At 72.2% G+C, this 18,516-nt stretch carries 15 protein-coding genes and 1 pseudogene; 7 read left to right on the forward strand and 9 right to left on the reverse strand.

All coding sequences use genetic code 11. The annotated features are described in order from the left end of the window. Positions 1-88: 88 nt before the first annotated feature. From ACZ6K0_RS15570 to ACZ6K0_RS15580, 3 genes are all read right to left on the reverse strand, one after another. Positions 89-790, reverse strand: a complete 702-nt coding sequence (locus ACZ6K0_RS15570) for a VC0807 family protein (RefSeq protein WP_376406091.1) — start codon at positions 788-790, stop codon at positions 89-91. A gap of 108 nt (positions 791-898) precedes the next feature. Further along, entirely contained in the window at positions 899-1,489 is a 591-nt protein-coding gene (locus ACZ6K0_RS15575) for a TetR/AcrR family transcriptional regulator (RefSeq protein ID WP_376406093.1), read from the reverse strand. A gap of 43 nt (positions 1,490-1,532) precedes the next feature. After that, complete coding sequence (locus tag ACZ6K0_RS15580) at positions 1,533-2,570, reverse strand: aldo/keto reductase (protein WP_469228773.1); 1,038 nt, start codon at positions 2,568-2,570, stop codon at positions 1,533-1,535. A gap of 223 nt (positions 2,571-2,793) precedes the next feature. On the opposite strand from ACZ6K0_RS15580, the gene ACZ6K0_RS15585 reads away from it, so the two are divergent. Then, on the forward strand, positions 2,794-3,006 hold the full coding sequence (locus ACZ6K0_RS15585; RefSeq protein WP_469228771.1) for a DUF6243 family protein: 213 nt from the start codon (positions 2,794-2,796) through the stop codon (positions 3,004-3,006). Positions 3,007-3,072: 66 nt separating this feature from the next. Here ACZ6K0_RS15585 and ACZ6K0_RS15590 read toward each other — a convergent pair whose 3' ends face one another. Next, positions 3,073-4,512 (reverse strand): MFS transporter, encoded by a 1,440-nt coding sequence (locus ACZ6K0_RS15590; RefSeq protein WP_469228769.1) that lies wholly within the window; start codon positions 4,510-4,512, stop codon positions 3,073-3,075. Positions 4,513-4,622: 110 nt separating this feature from the next. Here ACZ6K0_RS15590 and ACZ6K0_RS15595 point away from each other — a divergent pair. Continuing rightward, a pseudogene (locus tag ACZ6K0_RS15595) lies at positions 4,623-5,522 on the forward strand (MmyB family transcriptional regulator); the annotation flags it as partial. Positions 5,523-5,662: 140 nt separating this feature from the next. Here ACZ6K0_RS15595 and ACZ6K0_RS15600 read toward each other — a convergent pair. Further along, positions 5,663-7,126, reverse strand: coding sequence for an MFS transporter (locus ACZ6K0_RS15600; RefSeq protein WP_469228767.1), 1,464 nt, complete (start codon positions 7,124-7,126; stop codon positions 5,663-5,665). 52 nt (positions 7,127-7,178) lie between these two features. On the opposite strand from ACZ6K0_RS15600, the gene dusB reads away from it, so the two are divergent. The 3 genes from dusB (at position 7,179) to ACZ6K0_RS15615 (ending at position 13,080) form a co-directional block, all read left to right on the forward strand. Next, positions 7,179-8,315, forward strand: a complete 1,137-nt coding sequence (dusB, locus tag ACZ6K0_RS15605) for a tRNA dihydrouridine synthase DusB (protein WP_376406103.1) — start codon at positions 7,179-7,181, stop codon at positions 8,313-8,315. 366 nt (positions 8,316-8,681) lie between these two features. Then, a complete protein-coding gene (gene ppdK / locus ACZ6K0_RS15610; protein ID WP_376406105.1) occupies positions 8,682-11,393 on the forward strand; it encodes a pyruvate, phosphate dikinase in 2,712 nt (903 codons plus the stop codon). Between the two features lie 634 nt (positions 11,394-12,027). After that, positions 12,028-13,080 (forward strand): ArsR/SmtB family transcription factor, encoded by a 1,053-nt coding sequence (locus ACZ6K0_RS15615; RefSeq protein ID WP_376406107.1) that lies wholly within the window; start codon positions 12,028-12,030, stop codon positions 13,078-13,080. Here the strand turns inward: ACZ6K0_RS15615 and ACZ6K0_RS15620 are convergent. Then, the gene (locus ACZ6K0_RS15620) at positions 13,050-14,204 is read right to left on the reverse strand and encodes an alkaline phosphatase PhoX (protein ID WP_376406109.1); all 1,155 of its coding nucleotides are present in this window, start codon (positions 14,202-14,204) and stop codon (positions 13,050-13,052) included. The two genes, ACZ6K0_RS15615 and ACZ6K0_RS15620, sit on opposite strands and share 31 nt — an antisense overlap. A gap of 228 nt (positions 14,205-14,432) precedes the next feature. On the opposite strand from ACZ6K0_RS15620, the gene ACZ6K0_RS15625 reads away from it, so the two are divergent. Beyond that, positions 14,433-14,918, forward strand: a complete 486-nt coding sequence (locus tag ACZ6K0_RS15625) for a group III truncated hemoglobin (RefSeq protein ID WP_469228765.1) — start codon at positions 14,433-14,435, stop codon at positions 14,916-14,918. Positions 14,919-15,030: 112 nt separating this feature from the next. Further along, positions 15,031-15,444 carry a VOC family protein gene (locus tag ACZ6K0_RS15630; protein WP_376406113.1) on the forward strand — a complete coding sequence of 138 codons (414 nt, stop codon included), beginning with the start codon at positions 15,031-15,033 and terminating at the stop codon, positions 15,442-15,444. Between the two features lie 99 nt (positions 15,445-15,543). Here ACZ6K0_RS15630 and ACZ6K0_RS15635 read toward each other — a convergent pair whose 3' ends face one another. The 3 genes from ACZ6K0_RS15635 to ACZ6K0_RS15645 form a co-directional block, all read right to left on the reverse strand. After that, on the reverse strand, positions 15,544-16,314 hold the full coding sequence (locus ACZ6K0_RS15635; protein WP_469228763.1) for an SDR family NAD(P)-dependent oxidoreductase: 771 nt from the start codon (positions 16,312-16,314) through the stop codon (positions 15,544-15,546). Between the two features lie 62 nt (positions 16,315-16,376). After that, positions 16,377-17,648, reverse strand: coding sequence for an MFS transporter (locus ACZ6K0_RS15640; protein ID WP_469228852.1), 1,272 nt, complete (start codon positions 17,646-17,648; stop codon positions 16,377-16,379). A gap of 238 nt (positions 17,649-17,886) precedes the next feature. Further along, positions 17,887-18,471, reverse strand: a complete 585-nt coding sequence (locus ACZ6K0_RS15645) for a TetR/AcrR family transcriptional regulator (protein ID WP_469228761.1) — start codon at positions 18,469-18,471, stop codon at positions 17,887-17,889. Positions 18,472-18,516: the final 45 nt, after the last annotated feature.

An 18,516-nucleotide genomic window follows, 5' to 3' on the forward strand; every position in this document is an offset into this window, starting at 1 on the left:
GATCGCGTACGGCGAAGCCCCCGGTTCCGACTTCGGAACCGGGGGCTTTCCCGTGCGTGCGTGCGGTCAGGCGTCAGGCGTCAGGCGGTCAGGCGGTCGCCGTCGCGGCTGCCGCCGCCTCGGCCTCCGCCTGGCGTCGCGCGCCCTCGGCCGCCCGGCGCTTGCCGAACCAGGCCGTCCACACGCCCAGGGCGCCCAGGACCGCGTAGATCATGAGCGGGCTGAGCGTGACCATGGTCTTCGTCGGCAGCGCGTACGCGAGGGCGATACGGACCAGCGCCTCGGCGACGTACGCCACGCCCCACACCAGCGTCATCGTGCGCATGGTGGAGCGGAAGCCCTCGTACTGCCACATCCCGTTCCACCAGGCCGTGCTCTCCGGGGTGCCGTCGGTCGCGAACTTCCGGCCGAAGTAGAACATCAGCGGGCGCGGGGCGAGCAGCGTGACCAGACAGAGCAGGCCGAACAGGCCCGTCACGCCCGAGTCCTTGATCAGGAGCGCCCGGGCGGTGTGCGCGCCGATCAGCGAGACGAGCGCCGTGATCACCAGGAAGACCAGGGTGACGACGGCGAACTCGTCGACCTTGCGCCGCCAGGCGACCATGATCGCGCTGTCCAGGACGGGCCAGACGCTCCCGGCGAGCAGTGCGGTGAACTCGGACCAGCCGTGGTCCTCGGTCAGGATGTTGTACGTGAGGATCGGCGCGACCACGTTGAGGCCGATGGTCAGGATCCAGCCGATCGCCGAGGAGGCTCCTGAGCGGGCCGGTGGCTTGGCGGGTGCGGACATGGTTCCCCCTGGGTGCTCTTACGGTCGCGGTGCGGGAGAACGCTAATGATGTACTGGACAGGGAAGGGGAAACTCCAAGCCAAATGATCTTCAAAAAGGGGCTGTTTCTCAGGCGCGCAGCGCACGCTGCGCCAGGGAGATGACCGCCGCGAACGCGTCCTCGATGTCCGTGGTCGCCCAGTCGGCGGCGTGCGCCGGGTCGTGGAAGCGGTCGGTGGCGTCGAAGACCGCGCGGGCCGTCGTCGCGTAGTCCCGCTCCGGTGCGGCGAACACCCCCTCGCGGTGGCCGTCCTCCACGATGCGGGCGATCTGCTCCACCAGGTGGTCCTCGTGCCGGTGGACCACCGCGCTGTTCTCGCCGATCAGCACCTGGAAGGTCGCCATCAGCTCCGGATCGCCGCCGGCCTTGCGGCGCTTCAGGGCGAAGAGGGCCGTGAGCCAGTCGGTCAGGCGCTCGTCCGCGGGCTTCCCGCCCTCGACGTACGGCCGCAGCGCGACGATCGTCCGCTCCAGCCACCGCTCGGTCACCGCCTCGCGCAGCGCCGCCTTCGTACGGAAGTGGCGGTAGACGCTGCCGTGGCTGACGCCCAGCACCCGGGCCACGTCGACGACGGTCGCCTTCGCGGGCCCGTAGCGCCGGAGCACCTCCTCCGTGGCTTCGAGGATGCGCTCGGCGGTCAGGGTCTCGGTGGCGGCCATGGAATGACAGTACCCGTCAGCTGAAAGGTCCCGCCGGTGCCGGTCAGTGCTCGCTGTCCAGGTGGGCCATCTGGGCCGCCGGGTAGCGCTCGCCGGCCGCGGCGCCCGCCGGGACGGCCTCCTCGATCGCCGCCAGGTCGGCGGCGTCCAGCGTGACGTCCAGGGCGCCGAGCGCCTCCGCGAGCCGGTCCCTGCGCCGGGCGCCGACCAGCGGGACGATGTCCGCGCCCTGCCGCTCGCCCTGTGCGAGGACCCAGGCGATCGCGGTCTGCGCGACCGTCACGCCCTTCGCCTCGGCGATCGCGCGCAGCCGGTCCACCAGGTCCAGGTTCCGGTGGAGGTTGTCGCCCTGGAAGCGGGGGGACATCCCGCGGAAGTCGCCGGCGCCGAGCTCCCGGTCCCGGGTGAAGTGGCCGCTGATCAGGCCGCGCGACAGCACGCCGTACGCCGTGATCCCGATGCCCAGCTCGCGCGCGGCCGGCAGGATCTTCTCCTCGATGGAGCGGGAGATCAGCGAGTACTCGATCTGGAGGTCCGCGATCGGGGCCACCGCCGCCGCTCTGCGCAGCGTGTCCGCGCCGACCTCGGAGAGGCCGATGTGCCGGACGTGCCCCGCCTCGACCAGCTCGGCGATGGCGCCGACGGTCTCCTCGATCGGCACGTCCGGGTCGACGCGGGCGATCCGGTAGATGTCGATGTGGTCGGTACCGAGGCGCTGGAGCGAGTACGCCGCGAAGTTCTTCACCGCGGCCGGCCGGCCGTCGTAGCCGGTGAAGCCGCCCTCGACCGTGCGCAGCGCGCCGAACTTCACGCTGGTCAGCGCCTGCTCGCGGGCGGCGGCGGGGGCGCTCCGCAGGGCTTCGGCGATCAGCAGTTCGTTGTGCCCCATCCCGTAGAAGTCGCCCGTGTCGAGCAGGGTCACCCCGGCGTCCAGGGCGGCGTGGATGGTCGCGATCGACTCGGCGCGGTCGTTCTCCCCGTACAGCGCGGACATGCCCATGCAGCCGAGGCCGAGGGCGGAGACCGCCGGGCCGGTGGCGCCGAGCCGGCGGGTGGGGACGGGGTGTCGGGTGGTGGTCATGACGGTCTCCAAGGGGAGGGGGAGGTGCGATGAGACAACCATGACATGACCGATGACAGATTTCAATATCTGTCATTCGTTCGGGTGGGGGTGGGGAAAAACGAGTGCTGCCCTGCGGGTGCCGGGGTAGCGTCCTCGGCATGTCTCTGTTCTTCCAGATCTACGAGTGAGCGCGCCGCACAGGCCGACCGACCACCGCCCACCTCACTGACGGGAGAACCCCATGGCCAAGAGCCGCAACAACCTCCTCGGCGTCGGCGGACAGCGAAGGAAGCTGTCCCGCGCCGACCAGTACGGCACCGTCCAGTCCCGCGGCACCGCCCCGCGCACGGCCGACGAGCAGAAGCAGGAGCTCCTGCGGAAGATGCGCGAGCGCGCGCAGGGACAGGGAGCCGAGAGCACCGACGCCGCCACCGAGGCCACCGGCCAGGAGTAGTCGCCACCGCACGACGGAGGGCCCGGAGCGTTCCACGCCCGGGCCCTTCGCCGTACCCCCCGCCGCCTACCCCACCGTCCTCGGCAGCCGTACCGCGAGCCCCGCCGTCAGGAGCGCCATCGCGAGCTGGAGGAGGAGCGTCACCGTCAGCGCCGTGCCCGTCGAACCCGAGGCGGAGAGGCTCAGGAACAGCGTCCCCAGGGTCGCCACGCCCAGGGTCAGCGCCGTCTGCTGGGCCGTCACCATGACTCCGCTGCCCACGCCCGCCCGTTCCTGCGGCACCTCGGAGAGCACCACCCGGAAGAGCACCGGCAGCTGGAGGCCCTGGCCGAGCCCCGCGAGCGCCATGCCGGGAAGCAGGCTCCCCACCGACAGGTCCGGCCAGGAGCGCCAGGCCGTCAGGGCGAGCAGCCCGAGGCCGAGGGCCTGGAACAGGGCGCCCACCGGAACCACCCGGGTGCCCCAGCGCCGTACGAGCCGGGGCCCCGCGAGGGAGGCCCCGAAGAAGGCCACCGCCATCGGGACGAGCGCCAGGCCCGAGGCCACCGCCCCCAGGCCCAGACCCTGCTGGAGAGCCACCGCGATCACGAACATGAAGCCGCCGAAGCCGCCCGACAGCGGCAGGACGAGGAGCAGTCCGCGCCGCAGCGAGACCAGGTCGAGGAGGCCCGGCGGGACCAGGGGCGTCTCGCCCCGGCGCTCCGCTCGCCGCTCCACCCGCCAGAAGGCGACCGCCGCGAACGGGAACACCGCGAGCGAGAGCCAGGTCCACAGCGGCCAGCCGGCCGACCGGCCCTCCGTCAGCGGGGCGAGCAGGGTGAGCAGCGCGACCGCGAGGAGCAGGGTCCCCGGCACGTCCACCGGGGCCGGCCGGTCCGAGCGGGTCTCCGGCACGGTCCGCAGGGCGAGCAGCAGGCCCGCGACCGCCACCGGCACGTTCACCAGGAAGACCGCGCGCCAGCCCGTGCCCGCGAGGTCGGCGGCGACGAGGACGCCGCCCAGGATCTGGCCGGTCACCATCGACAGGCCGGCGGTCGCCCCGTACAGGCTCAGCGCCTTCGCCCGGCGCGCTCCCGTCGTCGAGGCGTGGATGGTCGCGAGCACCTGCGGCAGCATCAGGGCCGCCGCGGCGCCCTGCGCCACCCGGGCCCCGACGAGGGTCCAGGCGTCCGGCGCGAGCCCGCAGGCCAGCGAGGTCAGGCCGAAGGCGGTCATCCCGGCGAGGAAGAGGCGACGGCGCCCGAAGAGGTCGCCGAGGCGTCCGCCGAGGACGAGGAGGACGGCGTACGACAGGCCGTACCCGGCCACGATCAGTTCGAGGAGGGACGGGCCGGCCGCCAGGTCCCGGCCGATGGACGGCAGGGCGACGTTGACGATGAAGAAGTCGATCAGCGGCAGCGCGGCCCCGAGGAGGACGGTGAACAGGCCCAGGGAGCCGAGCGCCGCGGGGCGGTGGCCGACGGCCGGTGCGCCGGCCCGGGGAGATGTCGTGGAAGTCGAGGTCACGCGTTCGACGATCCGCCCGCGCTCAGCCTGGTACCAGAGTCTTCTTATCCTGGTACAACCACTACCTGGCAACGGGCCGGGCGCCCCGGCACCCTGGGGGAGTGACGACCATGACGACGACGGGCACGATCGCGGCCACCACGACGATCGCGACCACGGCGGCGGTGACGGCGGCGGCGTCGCCCGGAACCCGGCGGGGCGAGCTCGCGGCCTTCCTGCGCAGCCGCCGCGAGCGCATCACCCCCGAACAGGTCGGCCTCCCGCGCGGCCGGCGCCGCCGCACCCCCGGCCTGCGCCGCGAGGAGGTCGCCCACCTCTCCGCCGTCGGCGTCACCTGGTACACCTGGCTGGAACAGGCCCGCGACATCCAGGTCTCCCCGCAGGTCCTCGACGCCCTCGCCGACGCGCTGCTCCTCGACCCGACCGAGCGGAGCCACCTCTTCGCCCTCGCCGGACAGTCCGACCCGCGCCCGGGGGCGCCCTCTCCGGCCGTCACGCCCGCGCTGCGGCAGATGCTCGACCAGCTGGAGCCGCTGCCCGCCGCCGTCCAGAACAGCAGGTTCGACTTCCTCGCCCACAACCGGACCTTCGGGCGGCTCTTCTGCGACCTGGACGCCCTGCCCCGCGAGGACCGCAACTCCCTCTGGCTCGCCTTCACCAACGAGGACTTCCAGGCCGCCGCCACCGACCTGCCGGACCTCCTCCCCATCCTCGCCGGGAAGCTCCGCGCCGCCATGGCCGAGCACCTGGCCGAGCCCGCCTGGAAGGCGCTCGTCCAGCGGCTCGAAGGGGCCTCGCGCGAGTTCCGGGAGATCTGGGCCCGGCACGACGTGGTCGCCCCGGGCGGCCGCACCAAGGTCATCCACAACGCCCGCGTCGGTGTGCTCCGGTTCGAGCACACCAACCTGTGGCTCGGCCCGACCTCCGGGCCGTGCCTCGTGACGTACGTCCCCGTGGACGAGAAGACCCGGGAGGGCGTCGAGCGGCTCCTCGCGCTGGTGATCGCGGAGGAAGAGGAAGAGGAAGAGGCGAGACGGGCCACGGTTCAGGCTCAGAGCGGCCCCGCGGCTCCTGCCCCCGCGGCTCAGGGCGGCCCCGCGACTCCCGGCGGCCCCGCGGCTCATGCCCCTGCGGCTCATGCCCCCGCGGCTCAGGGCGCCCCCGCGACTCCCGGCGCCCCCGCCTTCACCGCCGCCTGAGCGTCCTCCTCCGGCGCCAGTGACCGGGCCGTCCGCTCCGCCGTGCGCCGCGCCCACGCCCCGCTCGTCAGCGCGCCCACCACGAGGACGGCGACGCCGCAGCCCGTGACGATCCAGTAGCCCGGGCGGGCCGCCGCCACGAACGCCTCCGGGGCCGCGCCCGCGCCCACCCCCGCCGCGAGGACCGCGCCGACCACCGCCACCCCGAGGGTCTGCCCGACCTGGCGGCTCGTCGAGGCCACCGCCGCCGCCACCCCGGCCTGCGCCCGGGGCATCCCGGAGACGGCGGTGTTCGTGATCGGCGCGTTCATCAGACCGAAGCCGATGCCGAAGACGACGTACCCCGCGAAGAGCAGCGGATCGCTGGTCTCGGCCTCGAAGGCGGCGAAGAGCAGCGCCCCGGCCGCCATCGCCGCGCCCGCGAGCAGCAGCGAGGGGCGCGGCCCGCGCGCCCCCGTCAGCCGCCCCGACAGGGGTGCGAAGACGAAGGTCATGCCGGCCATCGGCAGCATGTAGAGCCCCGCCTCCAGCGGGGCGAGGCCGCGCACCTCCTGGAGGTACAGCGTGTTCAGGAAGAGGAAGCCGCCGAGCGCCGCGAAGGCGCAGACCGCGATGACGGTGGCCCCGCCGAACGGCGCGCTGCGGAAGAACCGCAGGTCGATCAGGGGCTCGCGGCGCCTCGGCTCGTAGAGGACCAGCCCGGCGAGCGCGGCGGCCGCGATCCCCGCGAAGAGCGGGTCGGTCTCGATGATCGCGTACGTGAGCGAGCCGAGGAGCGCCGCGACCAGGAGCTGTCCCACGGGGTCGGGGCGGCGGGGCCGGGGGGCGCGGGACTCGGGGACGTACCGCAGGGTGAGGAGCAGGGCGACGAGGGCGACCGGGAGGTTCAGCCAGAAGATCGCCCGCCAGCCGACCGACTCGACGAGCAGACCGCCCACCAGCGGCCCGGCGGCCATGGAGACGCCGATGACCGCGCCCCAGACGCCGATGGCCCGCGCGCGTGCGGCGGGCTCGGTGAAGGTGTTCGTGATGATCGACATGGCGACCGGGTTCAGCATGGAGCCGCCGACGGCCTGGACCGCCCGGAAGGCGATCAGGGCCTCCAGGCTGGGCGCGAGGGAGCAGAGCAGCGAGCCGAGCGCGAAGACGACCAGCCCGGTGGCGAAGACCTTGCGGCGGCCGATCCGGTCGGCGGTGGAGCCCGCGAGCATGAGCAGCGAGGCCAGGACGAGGGTGTACGCGTCGATCGTCCACTGCAGTCCGGAGACGGAGGCGCCCAGGTCGCGCCGGATGGAGGGCAGGGCGACGTTGAGCGCGGTGTTGTCCAGGCTGACGATGAGCAGGCTCATGGAGCAGATGGCCAGGACCATGAGTTCCCGGCCCCTGGAGAGCCTCCCGCGTGTGAGCTCCGGCATGTGCGGATAGTACGGCTGACTAATGACCGCCGCAGTGCGCGACAATGGCTCAATGACCGCGTTCACCCCCCTCGCCATCGGGCCGCACATCGTGCAGCCGCCGGTGGTGCTCGCCCCGATGGCCGGCATCACCAACGCCCCCTTCCGTACCCTCTGCCGCGAGTACAGCGGCGGCAAGGGGCTGTTCGTGAGCGAGATGATCACGACGCGCGCCCTGGTCGAGCGCAACGAGAAGACGATGCAGCTCATCCGGTTCGACGAGACCGAGAAGCCGCGCTCGATCCAGCTGTACGGGGTGGACCCCGTGACCGTCGGCAAGGCCGTGCGGATGATCGTCGACGAGGACCTCGCCGACCACATCGACCTGAACTTCGGCTGCCCGGTCCCCAAGGTGACCCGGAAGGGCGGCGGCTCGGCCCTGCCCTACAAGCGGCCGCTGCTGCGCGCGATCCTGCACGAGGCCGTGACCAACGCGGGCGACCTGCCGGTCACGATGAAGATGCGCAAGGGCATCGACGACGACCACATCACCTTCCTCGACGCGGGCCGGATCGCGGTCGAGGAGGGCGTCACGGCGATCGCCCTGCACGGGCGGACGGCGGCCCAGCACTACGGCGGCACGGCGGACTGGGACGCGATCGCGCGCCTCAAGGAGCACGTGCCGGAGATTCCGGTGCTCGGGAACGGCGACATCTGGTCGGCCGACGACGCCCTGCGGATGATGCGGGAGACGGGCTGCGACGGCGTGGTCGTCGGGCGCGGCTGCCTGGGCCGGCCGTGGCTCTTCGGCGATCTGGTGGCGGGCTTCGAGGGGACGGGGTCCTATGCCCAGCCCGGTCTGCGGGAGGTCGCGGACGCGATGGTGCGGCACGCGCGGCTGCTCGGCGAGTGGCTCGGCGACGAGGCACGCGGTGTCATCGACTTCCGCAAGCATGTGGCCTGGTACCTGAAGGGCTTCGCGGTCGGCTCCGAGATGCGCAAGAAGCTCGCCATCACCTCCTCCCTGGACGAGCTCCGCGCTCAGTTGAGCGAGCTCGACCTGGAGCAGCCGTGGCCCGTGGGTGCGGACGGTCCTCGGGGTCGTACGTCCGGAAACAACCGAGTCGTCCTGCCGGATGGCTGGTTGAAGGACCCTTACGACTGCGCGGGAGTGAGTGAGGACGCCGAGCTGGACACGTCCGGCGGGTGAGATCCGTGCGGGAATCGGCCTTTCCTGGGGAGTGATCCTCGCCACCCCTGAGGGGGGTGGCGCTCACATGAGCATATTACGGATGGCTGTACTGCCTGAAGGGTGGCACTGGGTGCCACCCTTTTTGCGTTCAAGAAGTGAACGCAAGTGCTCGGATGGGCGCTCACGTGAGCGCTAAACCTCTAGTTTGGGTCATCTGAGCTTCGGGGCCTGAAAGCGGAAGCTACCTCTCAGTTACTTTCGAAGTGCTGGCGGACGGGTGGTTAAGACCATGTGACCGGCAGGCGTACCTCCACAGACGCCTTCGATCTGGGTATGTTCCTCGCCGTCAGGGCAGCCAACCGAGTCATCGAGGAGTCGGGACCCGTGTCGGAAAACAATGATCAGAAGTTCGTCTACGACTTCACCGAGGGCAACAGGGACCTGAAGGACCTGCTCGGTGGCAAGGGCGCGAACCTCGCCGAGATGACCAACCTCGGCCTGCCGGTTCCCCCCGGCTTCACGATCACCACCGAAGCGTGCAAGGTCTACCTCGAGAGCGGCTCGGAGCCCGTCGCGCTCCGCGACGAGGTGAGTGCACACCTCGACGCGCTCGAGCAGCAGATGGGCAAGAAGCTCGGCCAGGCCGACGACCCGCTGCTCGTCTCCGTCCGGTCCGGAGCCAAGTTCTCCATGCCGGGCATGATGGACACCGTCCTCAACATCGGCCTCTCCGACGAGTCCGTCGTCGGCCTCGCCCGCCAGGCGGACAACGAGCGCTTCGCGTGGGACTCGTACCGCCGGCTCATCCAGATGTTCGGCAAGACCGTCCTGGGCGTCGACGGGGAGCTCTTCGAGGAGGCCCTCGACGAGGCCAAGGCCGCGAAGAAGGTCGCCAGCGACACCGACCTGGACGCCGCCGACCTCAAGAAGCTCGTCAAGCACTTCAAGAAGATCGTGAAGGCCGACACCGGCCGCGACTTCCCCCAGGACCCGCGTGAGCAGATGGACCTCGCCATCGAGGCCGTCTTCAACTCCTGGAACACCGACCGCGCGAAGCTGTACCGCCGCCAGGAGCGCATCCCGGGCGACCTCGGCACCGCCGTCAACGTCTGCTCGATGGTCTTCGGCAACCTCGGCCCGGACTCCGGCACCGGCGTCGCCTTCACCCGCGACCCCGCCTCCGGCCACGCCGGCGTCTACGGCGACTACCTGCAGAACGCGCAGGGCGAGGACGTCGTCGCCGGTATCCGCAACACCGTGCCGCTCGCCGACCTCGAGTCGATCGACAAGGCCTCGTACGACCAGCTCATGCACATCATGAGCACCCTGGAGACCCACTACAAGGATCTCTGCGACATCGAGTTCACCATCGAGCGCGGCCAGCTCTGGATGCTCCAGACCCGTGTCGGCAAGCGCACCGCCGGTGCCGCCTTCCGCATCGCCACGCAGCTCGTGGACCAGGGCCTGATCGACGAGGCCGAGGCGCTCCAGCGCGTCACCGGCGCGCAGCTCGCCCAGCTCATGTTCCCGAAGTTCGACGAGGACGCCAAGGTCGAGCAGATCGGGCGCGGCATCGCCGCCTCCCCGGGCGCGGCCGTCGGCAAGGCCGTCTTCGACTCGTACACCGCGGTCAAGTGGTCCCGCTCCGGCGAGAAGGTCATCCTGATCCGCCGCGAGACCAACCCGGACGACCTGGACGGCATGATCGCCGCCGAGGGCATCCTCACCTCCCGCGGCGGCAAGACCTCGCACGCCGCCGTCGTCGCCCGCGGCATGGGCAAGACCTGTGTCTGCGGCGCCGAGGAGCTCGAGGTCGACACCAAGCGCCGCCGGATGACCACGGCCGACGGCCAGGTCGTCGAGGAGGGCGACGTCGTCTCCATCGACGGCTCCACCGGCAAGGTCTACCTCGGTGAGGTACCCGTCGTACCGTCCCCGGTCGTCGAGTACTTCGAGGGCCGCATGCACGCCGGCGCCGACGACGCCGACGAGCTCGTCGCCGCCGTGCACCGGATCATGGCCTACGCGGACCGCGTCCGCCGGCTGCGCGTCCGCGCCAACGCCGACAACGCCGAGGACGCGCTGCGCGCCCGCCGCTTCGGCGCCCAGGGCATCGGCCTCTGCCGCACCGAGCACATGTTCCTCGGCGAGCGCCGCCAGTTCGTCGAGCGGCTGATCCTGGCCGACACGGACGTCGAGCGCGAGCAGGCCCTGGAGGCCCTGCTGCCGCTGCAGAAGACGGACTTCGTCGAGCTGTTCGAGGCCATGGACGGGCTGCCCGTCACGGTCCGCCTGCTCGACCCGCCGCTGCACGAGTTCCTGCCCGACATCACCGAGCTGTCGGTGCGCGTCGCCCTCGCCGAGTCCCGCAAGGAGCCGCACGAGAACGACCTGCGCCTGCTCCAGGCCGTGCACCGGCTGCACGAGCAGAACCCGATGCTGGGTCTGCGCGGTGTCCGCCTCGGCCTGGTCATCCCCGGCCTGTTCACCATGCAGGTCCGGGCGATCGCCGAGGCCGCGGCCCAGCGCGTCGACGCCAAGGGCGACCCGCGCGTCGAGATCATGATCCCGCTCGTCGGCACCGTCCAGGAGCTGGAGATCGTCCGCGAGGAGGCCGAGCAGGTCATCGCGGAGGTCGTCGCCCGCACCGGCGTCGAGCTGAAGCTCGCGCTCGGCACCATGATCGAACTGCCGCGCGCCGCCGTGACCGCCGGTCAGATCGCCGAGGCCGCGGAGTTCTTCTCCTTCGGCACGAACGACCTGACGCAGACGGTCTGGGGCTTCTCCCGCGACGACGTGGAGGCCTCGTTCTTCACCGCGTACCTGGAGAAGGGCATCTTCGGCGTCAGCCCCTTCGAGACCATCGACAAGGACGGTGTCGGCGCGCTCGTGCGCAGCGCCGTCCAGGCCGGCCGCGCCACCCGCCCCGACATCAAGCTCGGTGTCTGCGGCGAGCACGGCGGCGACCCGGAGTCGGTGCACTTCTTCCACGAGGTCGGTCTCGACTACGTCTCCTGCTCGCCCTTCCGGATCCCGGTGGCGCGCCTGGAGGCCGGCCGTGCCGCGGCCGAGTCCAAGGGCAGCGACAGCCGCTGAGTCCTGCTGAACCGGGGGTCAGGAGCGGCGGTCGGGCCCTCCTGAACCCCGGTTCAGCAGCGGTGCCGGCCCCTCCTGAACCCCGGTTCAGCAGCGGGATTCCACCGGAACCACCCGAACCACCGGGGCCGCCGCCGGTCACTTTCGACCCTCACCGACGGGCGGCGGCCCCGGGCACCAAAGAGAGACGGGGCGGACACCTTTGTGCGGAGGTGTCCGCCCCGTCGCATTTCACCCCGAACGCGGCCGCTCATTTTGCTTGATCGTCGATCAGATGTGAGTTCGTGTTCAATTTCGGCCGATTGAATTATTGGCCATTGAACTTTTCTGTTTCCTCGCCGCAAAGAACAGGTCGGGCGCGACCCCCGGATCCCCACCCGGAGGCCGCGCCCTTTACCGTTGTCGGGCAGGTGAGCCGCAACCTCGCCGACCGCCGCCGGACGTGCAAAGCCCCCCACGGTCTTCGCCACGTCACCTCGGTCCTGAAGGTTTCCTGTCCGACCCGCACAGCTTTTCGTTTCTCCCCCGATTGCCGCGATGCTTTTCAACTGTGGCTGAAACACCCTGGTAACGTGCTGTGATGCTGTGCATACTCGTCGTCGGGGGTGGTTGCGAGTGCACAGGTGGGGACGTCATGCTGCGGATTCATTTCACCGGAAACGACTTGGCGGGGGTGCGGACGGCCGCCCGGCCGGATGTTCTGTGGGAAACCATTCTCAGCTTTCACCGCTTAAGGGACCGGCGCGGATCCGTCGTCTACCGGGAATGGCGCTCGGACGCCCGGATGCGGCTCGGCGGTGAGACCCGTCTCCTCGCCGCGCTCGTTCCCAGCCGCGGCTATTTTCCCGACTTCCTGACGCCCGCCGAGGGCGTCCACGGCCTCGACGAGGGCCTCGGGGCGATCCGCGCGACCGACTCCGGCCGGCTCCGGAGCGAGCTCTCGCTGCTCGCCGCCGCCCGCTCCGGCGGGCGGACCGTGCCCCACTCGCTGCGCGCCCTCGCCGACGGCGGCGCGGAGCCCTTCGACCGGCTCGTGGGGGCCCTGCGCAGCTACCACCGGGCCGCGATCGAGCCGTACTGGCCGCACATCCGGGCCCGCGTCGAGGCCGACCGGGCGCGCCGCGGCCGGGCCCTCCTCGACGGCGGCGCCGACGAACTGCTCGCCTCGCTGCCGCCGATGCTGCGCTGGCGCGCGCCCGTCCTGGAGGCCGACTACCCGGTCGACCGGGACGTCCACCTCGACGGGCGGGGGCTGCTGCTCCAGCCCTCGTACTTCTGCCGGGGGACCCCGGTGGTGCTGCGCGACCCCGTGCTGCCGCCGGTCCTCGTCTACCCCGTCACCCACGGCGAGGCGCCGACCGTCCGCGCGCCGGGCGGCTCCTCGCTCGCCAAGCTGGTCGGCCAGACCCGCTCGGCGGTCCTGCACGCCATCGGGGACGGCGGGACGACGAGCGAGCTCGCGCGCCGCGCCGGGGTCTCGCTCGCCTCCGCGAGCCAGCACGCGGGCGTGCTCAGGGAGGCCGGGCTCATCGCGACCCTGCGCCACGGCAACGCGGTCCTGCACACGCTGACGCCGTTGGGCGCCGCCCTGCTCGGCGGCGCCCAGCGGACCGTGGACCTACGGACGGTGGAACTCCGATCGGTGGAACTGCGCCGTTACGCGCGGAACGGGCCGGTCACCTCGTAGGTGATGCCGCCCGAGGAGCTGCCCGTCGTGCCGCGCTGGCTGGAGAAGTACAGCCGCTTGCCGTCGGGGGAGAAGGCCGGTCCGGTGATCTCGGAGGAGGACTGGCCGGTGACCCGGAGGAACGGCGCCACGATGTCGTCGGGGGTGATGACGCAGATCTCCAGGTTGCCGCCGTCCTCCGCGACGAACAGGTCGCCGGAGGTCGTGCCGGTGATGTTGTCGACGCCGGTCAGCGGAGCGGTGCCGGAGACGAGCGAGTCGTCGTAGGCCAGCTCGTAGGTGCCGGCGACGAGGTCGACCTGCCAGACCCGGTTGTCGCCCTTGGACGTGAACCAGACGGTGTCGTTCGCGTAGTAGCAGCCCTCGCCGCCGTTGAACTTCTTCGCACCGGACACCTGGGTGCGGGTCGTGGTCGGCGAACCGTCCGGGTCCGGGACGTTCTGCCAGGTGAAGGAGCCGGAGCTGGCGGTTCCGGCGACCAGGACCTGGAGGGTGCCGGCGGAGAGGTTGCCCCAGGTGGTGGGGATGAAGCGGTAGAAGCAGCCGTTCGTCTCGTCCTCGGTCAGGTAGATCACCTTGCGGACCGGGTCGGCGGCGGCGGCCTCGTGCTTGAAGCGGCCCATCGCGTCGCGGCGGTAGGCGGTGCCGCCCCACGGGTTCGACTCGTAGACGTAGCCGAGGGACACCTCCTCGCAGGAGAGCCAGGTGTTCCACGGGGTGGCGCCGCCCGCGCAGTTCTGCCGGGTGCCGGAGAGGATCCGGTACGCGCCGGTGATCGTGCCCGCCGAGTCGAACCTGACGGCGCTCGCGCCGCCGCTCGGGTTGATCTCCGAGTTCGACACGTAGATCCAGCCCGTGCCGTCGACGAAGCAGGCGCCGCCGTCGGGGGCGCTGTGCCAGGCGTACGAGGTGCCGGTCACGGTCTGACCGGACCTGGCGATCACCCGGCTGGTGAACCCGGCCGGCAGCTGGATGCCGTTGGCGTCCGCCGCGCCGAGCGCCCCGTACGGGCCCGCGCCGGGCTGGGCGGGCGCGGCGAAGGCCGCCCCGTGCCAGAGGCTGCCACCGAAGGCGGCGGCCGAGGTGCCGATGACCGCTCCACGCAGGAAACTGCGTCGCTCCACGTCTCACTCCTGAAGAGGGTGATGAACCGCCCCGCCATGCCGGTCGGCGACGGGGTCGCGCGCTTCCGGAACCTAGGAGTACGGAGTTGACGGTGCATCAACAAGCGATGAAGGGGAAGAGGCGGGTGCGGGGCGGGGGACCGCACCCGCCGGCCGCAACGGGGGAATGTCCCGCTCCCGGGACGTTCGGCACTGGGGGAGCGGGGCCCGGGCGGGGACACTGGGGGTATGCGCGCCACCCGGGACATCAGCGATCGTGACGACCTCGACGTGCTGCTGCGGCGCTTCTACGGCGCCGCCTTCGCCGATCCGCTGATCGGGCCCTTCTTCACCGAGATCGCCGGCACGGACCTGGAGGTCCATCTGCCGCGGATCACCGACTTCTGGGAGCGCGCCCTCTTCCGCACCGCCGAGTACGGGCGGGACGCCTTCGGGCCGCACGCCGCCCTCCACTCCGCGCGGCCCCTCACCGCCGCCCACTTCGGGCGCTGGGTGCAGCTCTGGCACGCCACCGTCGACGGCCTCCACCGGGGGCCGAGGGCCGAGCGGGCCAAGGACCAGGGCGAGCGGATCGCCGTCGCGATGCTGCGCAGGCTCGCCGGGGCGGAGGCCGCGACCGGGGCCGGCGGCAGTGGCGGGACCGGGGACGCGACCGGTGGCGGTGGCCGGGGATTCGTACCGTTGGCGGCCCTCAGGCTGCGCTCCGCGGCCTGAGCGAAAAAGATCCTCGGGAGAGCGATGAGTTCCGGGCGGTCCGCCCGTCTTACCTCTTGAAAGCGCCGGAACGCACCGAGCACCCCGGCCGCCCGACGGAAGAGAGCACGCCATGGCCCCGCAGATGATCTTCGTGAACCTGCCCGTGAAGGACCTCGACGCCAGCAAGGCCTTCTACGAGAAGCTCGGCTACTCCATCAACCCGCAGTTCAGCGACGAGACCGCCGCCTGTGTGGTCATCAGCGACACGATCTTCGCGATGCTGCTCACCGAGGAGAAGTTCAAGAGCTTCACCGCCCCGGGCAAGGAGATCTCCGACGCCACGAAGGCCACCGAGGTGCTCATCACGCTGAGCGCCGAGAGCCGTGCGAAGGCCGACGAGCTGGCCGACGCCGCCCTCGCCGCCGGCGGCAGCCCGGCGAAGGAGCCGATGGACATGGGCTTCATGTACGGCCGTTCCTTCGCCGACCTGGACGGCCACCACTGGGAGGTCTTCTGGATGGACCCGGCGGCCGCCCAGGGCTGAGCCGGGCCCCACGGGCCCCGGGCCCGGCGTAGGCCCGGGTAGGCCCTGCACAGGCCCCGCGCAGGCCCCGCGCAGGCCCCCGCGCAGGCCCCGCGTACGTCAGGCGGAGACCCCGCCGTCGATCACCAGGTCGGTGCCGACGGCGGAGCCCGCCGCGTCCGAGGCGAGGTACAGGACGGCCGCCGCGATCTCGGCGGCCGACGAGATCCGGCCCAGCGGCGACTCCTCCTTCATCCGGACCGCCCGCTCCGCCTCGGTCTCGCCGGGCCGCAGGGACATCGAGGACTCCGAGGCGCCCGGGCTGACCGCGTTGATGCGGACCCCGTCGGCGATGTGGTCCAGGGCCGCCGCCCGGGTGAGGGCCGAGACGGCCGCCTTCGAGACCTGGTAGCCGAAGACTCCGGGGATCCGGACGTGCGGGCCCAGGTTGGACGAGATGTTCACGATCGCCCCGCCGCCGTGCGCCCGCATGTGCGCCACCTCGGCCTGGAGGGCGTGCAGCACCCCCGTCACGTTGATGTCGAGCAGCGTCTGCCAGTCCTCCAGCGGGAAGTCGGCCGCGCTGTGGCCGCCCCGGAAGACCCCGGCGTTGTTCACGGCCACGTCGAGACCCCCGAAGAGCTCGACCGTGCGCCGGACCAGCTCCCGCGTGGACTCGGCGCCGGACACGTCGGCCGTGACCGCGGCCGCGGTGCCCCCGGCGGCCTCGATCAGGGCGACCGTCGCGTCGAGCGGCTCGGCGGTACGGCCGGCGACGACGACCTTCGCGCCCTCGGCGGCGAAGGCGAGCGCGATGGCCCGGCCGAGCCCGGAGCCGGCGCCGGTGACGAGGACGGTGCGGTCGGCGAAGCGTGCGGATGATGCGGACATGTGTGTCGACTCCCGTGTGAGTGCTGTGAGTGCTGTGAGTGCTGTGGAGTTGTGGAGTTGTGCTACTTCGTGCGGATCGTGGTGGCCGCCAGGGCGGTGAACAGGACGGCCGCGGCCGCCAGCGACACCGCGTCGCCGCCGAGGGTGAGCAGGGCGGCGAAGAGCACGGTCGGGCCGAGCTCCATCGCCGTGTTCAGGACGCCGCCGGCGAGCCCCGCGCGGTGCGCCGGGACGCCCTCGGTGGCGAGGACGGCGGCGCCCGCGAAGGACAGGGCGCCACCGGCCGGCAGGAGCAGGAGGCCGGGCAGCAGCCCGTACGCGTACGGCACCGAGCCGTCGAAGCCGGTCGCCGCGAGCAGCCCCAGCCCGACGGCGGCCGTGCCGAGCCCGGCTCCGGTCACCCGGCCGGGGCCGTACCGCCCGATCAGCGGCCCCGCGAGCCGGCCCGAGCCGAGCAGGGCGACCGCGAAGGGCACGAAGGCGGCGGAGGTGAGCAGCGCCGACCAGCCGCGCCCCTCCTGGAGGGCGAGGGACAGCAGGACGAAGACCGTGGCCGTCCCGGCCGCCGTGAGTCCGATCGCCGCGAGGCCCAGGCCCCGGCGGCCGTCGCGCAGGAAGTCCGGCGGCAGGAGCGGGTCGGCCGTCCGTCGCTCCACGGCCGCGAAGCCGGCGAGCAGCGCCAGCCCGGTGAGCAGCGGGACGAGGACCGGGGCCGAGCCCCAGGGGTGGGCGTCGGTGAGGACGAGCCCGAAGCTGGCGAGCGTGATCCCGGCGGTCGCGAGCAGCGCGCCCGGCAGGTCCAGGGCCCGGTCCGTACCGGGCGGGGTCGCGGGCAGCAGCCGGGGCGCGAGGAGCAGCGCGGCGAGGGTCACGGCGACCGGTACGGCGAAGGTGCCGCGCCAGGAGGCGGCGGCCGCGATCACTCCGGAGAGCAGGTTCCCGGCGGTCGCGCCGAGCACGGAGAGCCCGCCCCAGGTGGCCATCGCCCTGCCGTACGCGGCCGGTGCGGGGAACAGCGCCCGGAGCACGGCCATCGCGGCCGGGGCGACGAGCGCGGCGCCGACGCCCTGCCCGAAGCGGGCGGCGAGCAGCGCCTCGTACCCGGGGGCGAGCGGCGCGAGGGCGGAGGCGGTGCCGAAGACAAGGAGCCCGGCGGTGAGGGTCCGGCGTCCGCCGAACCGGTCCGCGAGCCGGCCGCCGAGCAGGAGCAGCCCGGCGAAGGTCAGCCCGTACGCGGCGCTCAGCAGGATCAGGTCGGCGCGGTCGAGCCGGAACTCGGCGCCGATGCGGGGGAGGGGGACGGCGAGGGCGGCGAGCGTGAAGATGAGCGTCATCTGGACGCCGCCGAGGAGGACGAAGCCGCCGCGGGTGCGGGGCCGGGTCCGGGTCGGGCGAGACCGGGACCGCGACCGGGCCCCGGGCCGGTCGTGGCCCGTCGTGCCGTCATGCCCCCGTGCTCTCGTCGCTTCCATGGCGCGTCCCCCGAGTCGTCAGCTGTTTCGTCGTGCTGTACTTGACCGTTCATTCCAAAATGAGCGCCGAAGAAAGGGCGCCCCTGCGGGCGCCCGCTCCTCAGTCCAGCAGTCCCAGTGCCTGCTCCGCTGCGTCCAGGACCCTGCCCGGATCCGTCGAGGCCTTGCCGACCACCCTGATGCCCTGGAGCAGGACGAGCAGCATCCTGGCCAGGGCGCGCGGATCCCGGTCCGCCGGGAGCTCGCCCCCGGCCCGGGCCCGGGTGAGCGCCCCGTACAGGAGGGTCTCGATCTGCTCCCAGCTGAGCTCGACCCGGCGGGCGACGGCCGTGTCGTGCGGGGCCAGCTCCGCCGCCGAGTTGGTGACGAAGCAGCCGTTCAGGCGTTGGCCCTCCGTCGCCGCCTGGGCGGCGAAGCGGCGGACGAGCGCGCGCACGGCCGGCAAGGCCGGGCCCGGCGCGGACAGCTCCTCGACGATCTCCGGTTCCCGGGTCTCCAGGTAGCGGTCCATCGCCTTCATGTACAGGTCGTGCTTGTTCCCGAAGGTCGCGTAGATGCTGGCGCGGCCGATCCCGAGGTGCTCCACGAGGTCCGACATCGTCGTCGCCTCGTAGCCGCGCGCCCAGAACAGGTCGAGAGCGGCCTGGAGCGCGGCGTCGGGATCGAATTCCTTGGTCCTGGCCACAGAGAGACCGTATGTCTTTCTGGAACGATCGGTCAAGCCAAAGGT

It is taken from the genome of Streptomyces sp. NPDC042346 (assembly GCF_055581845.1).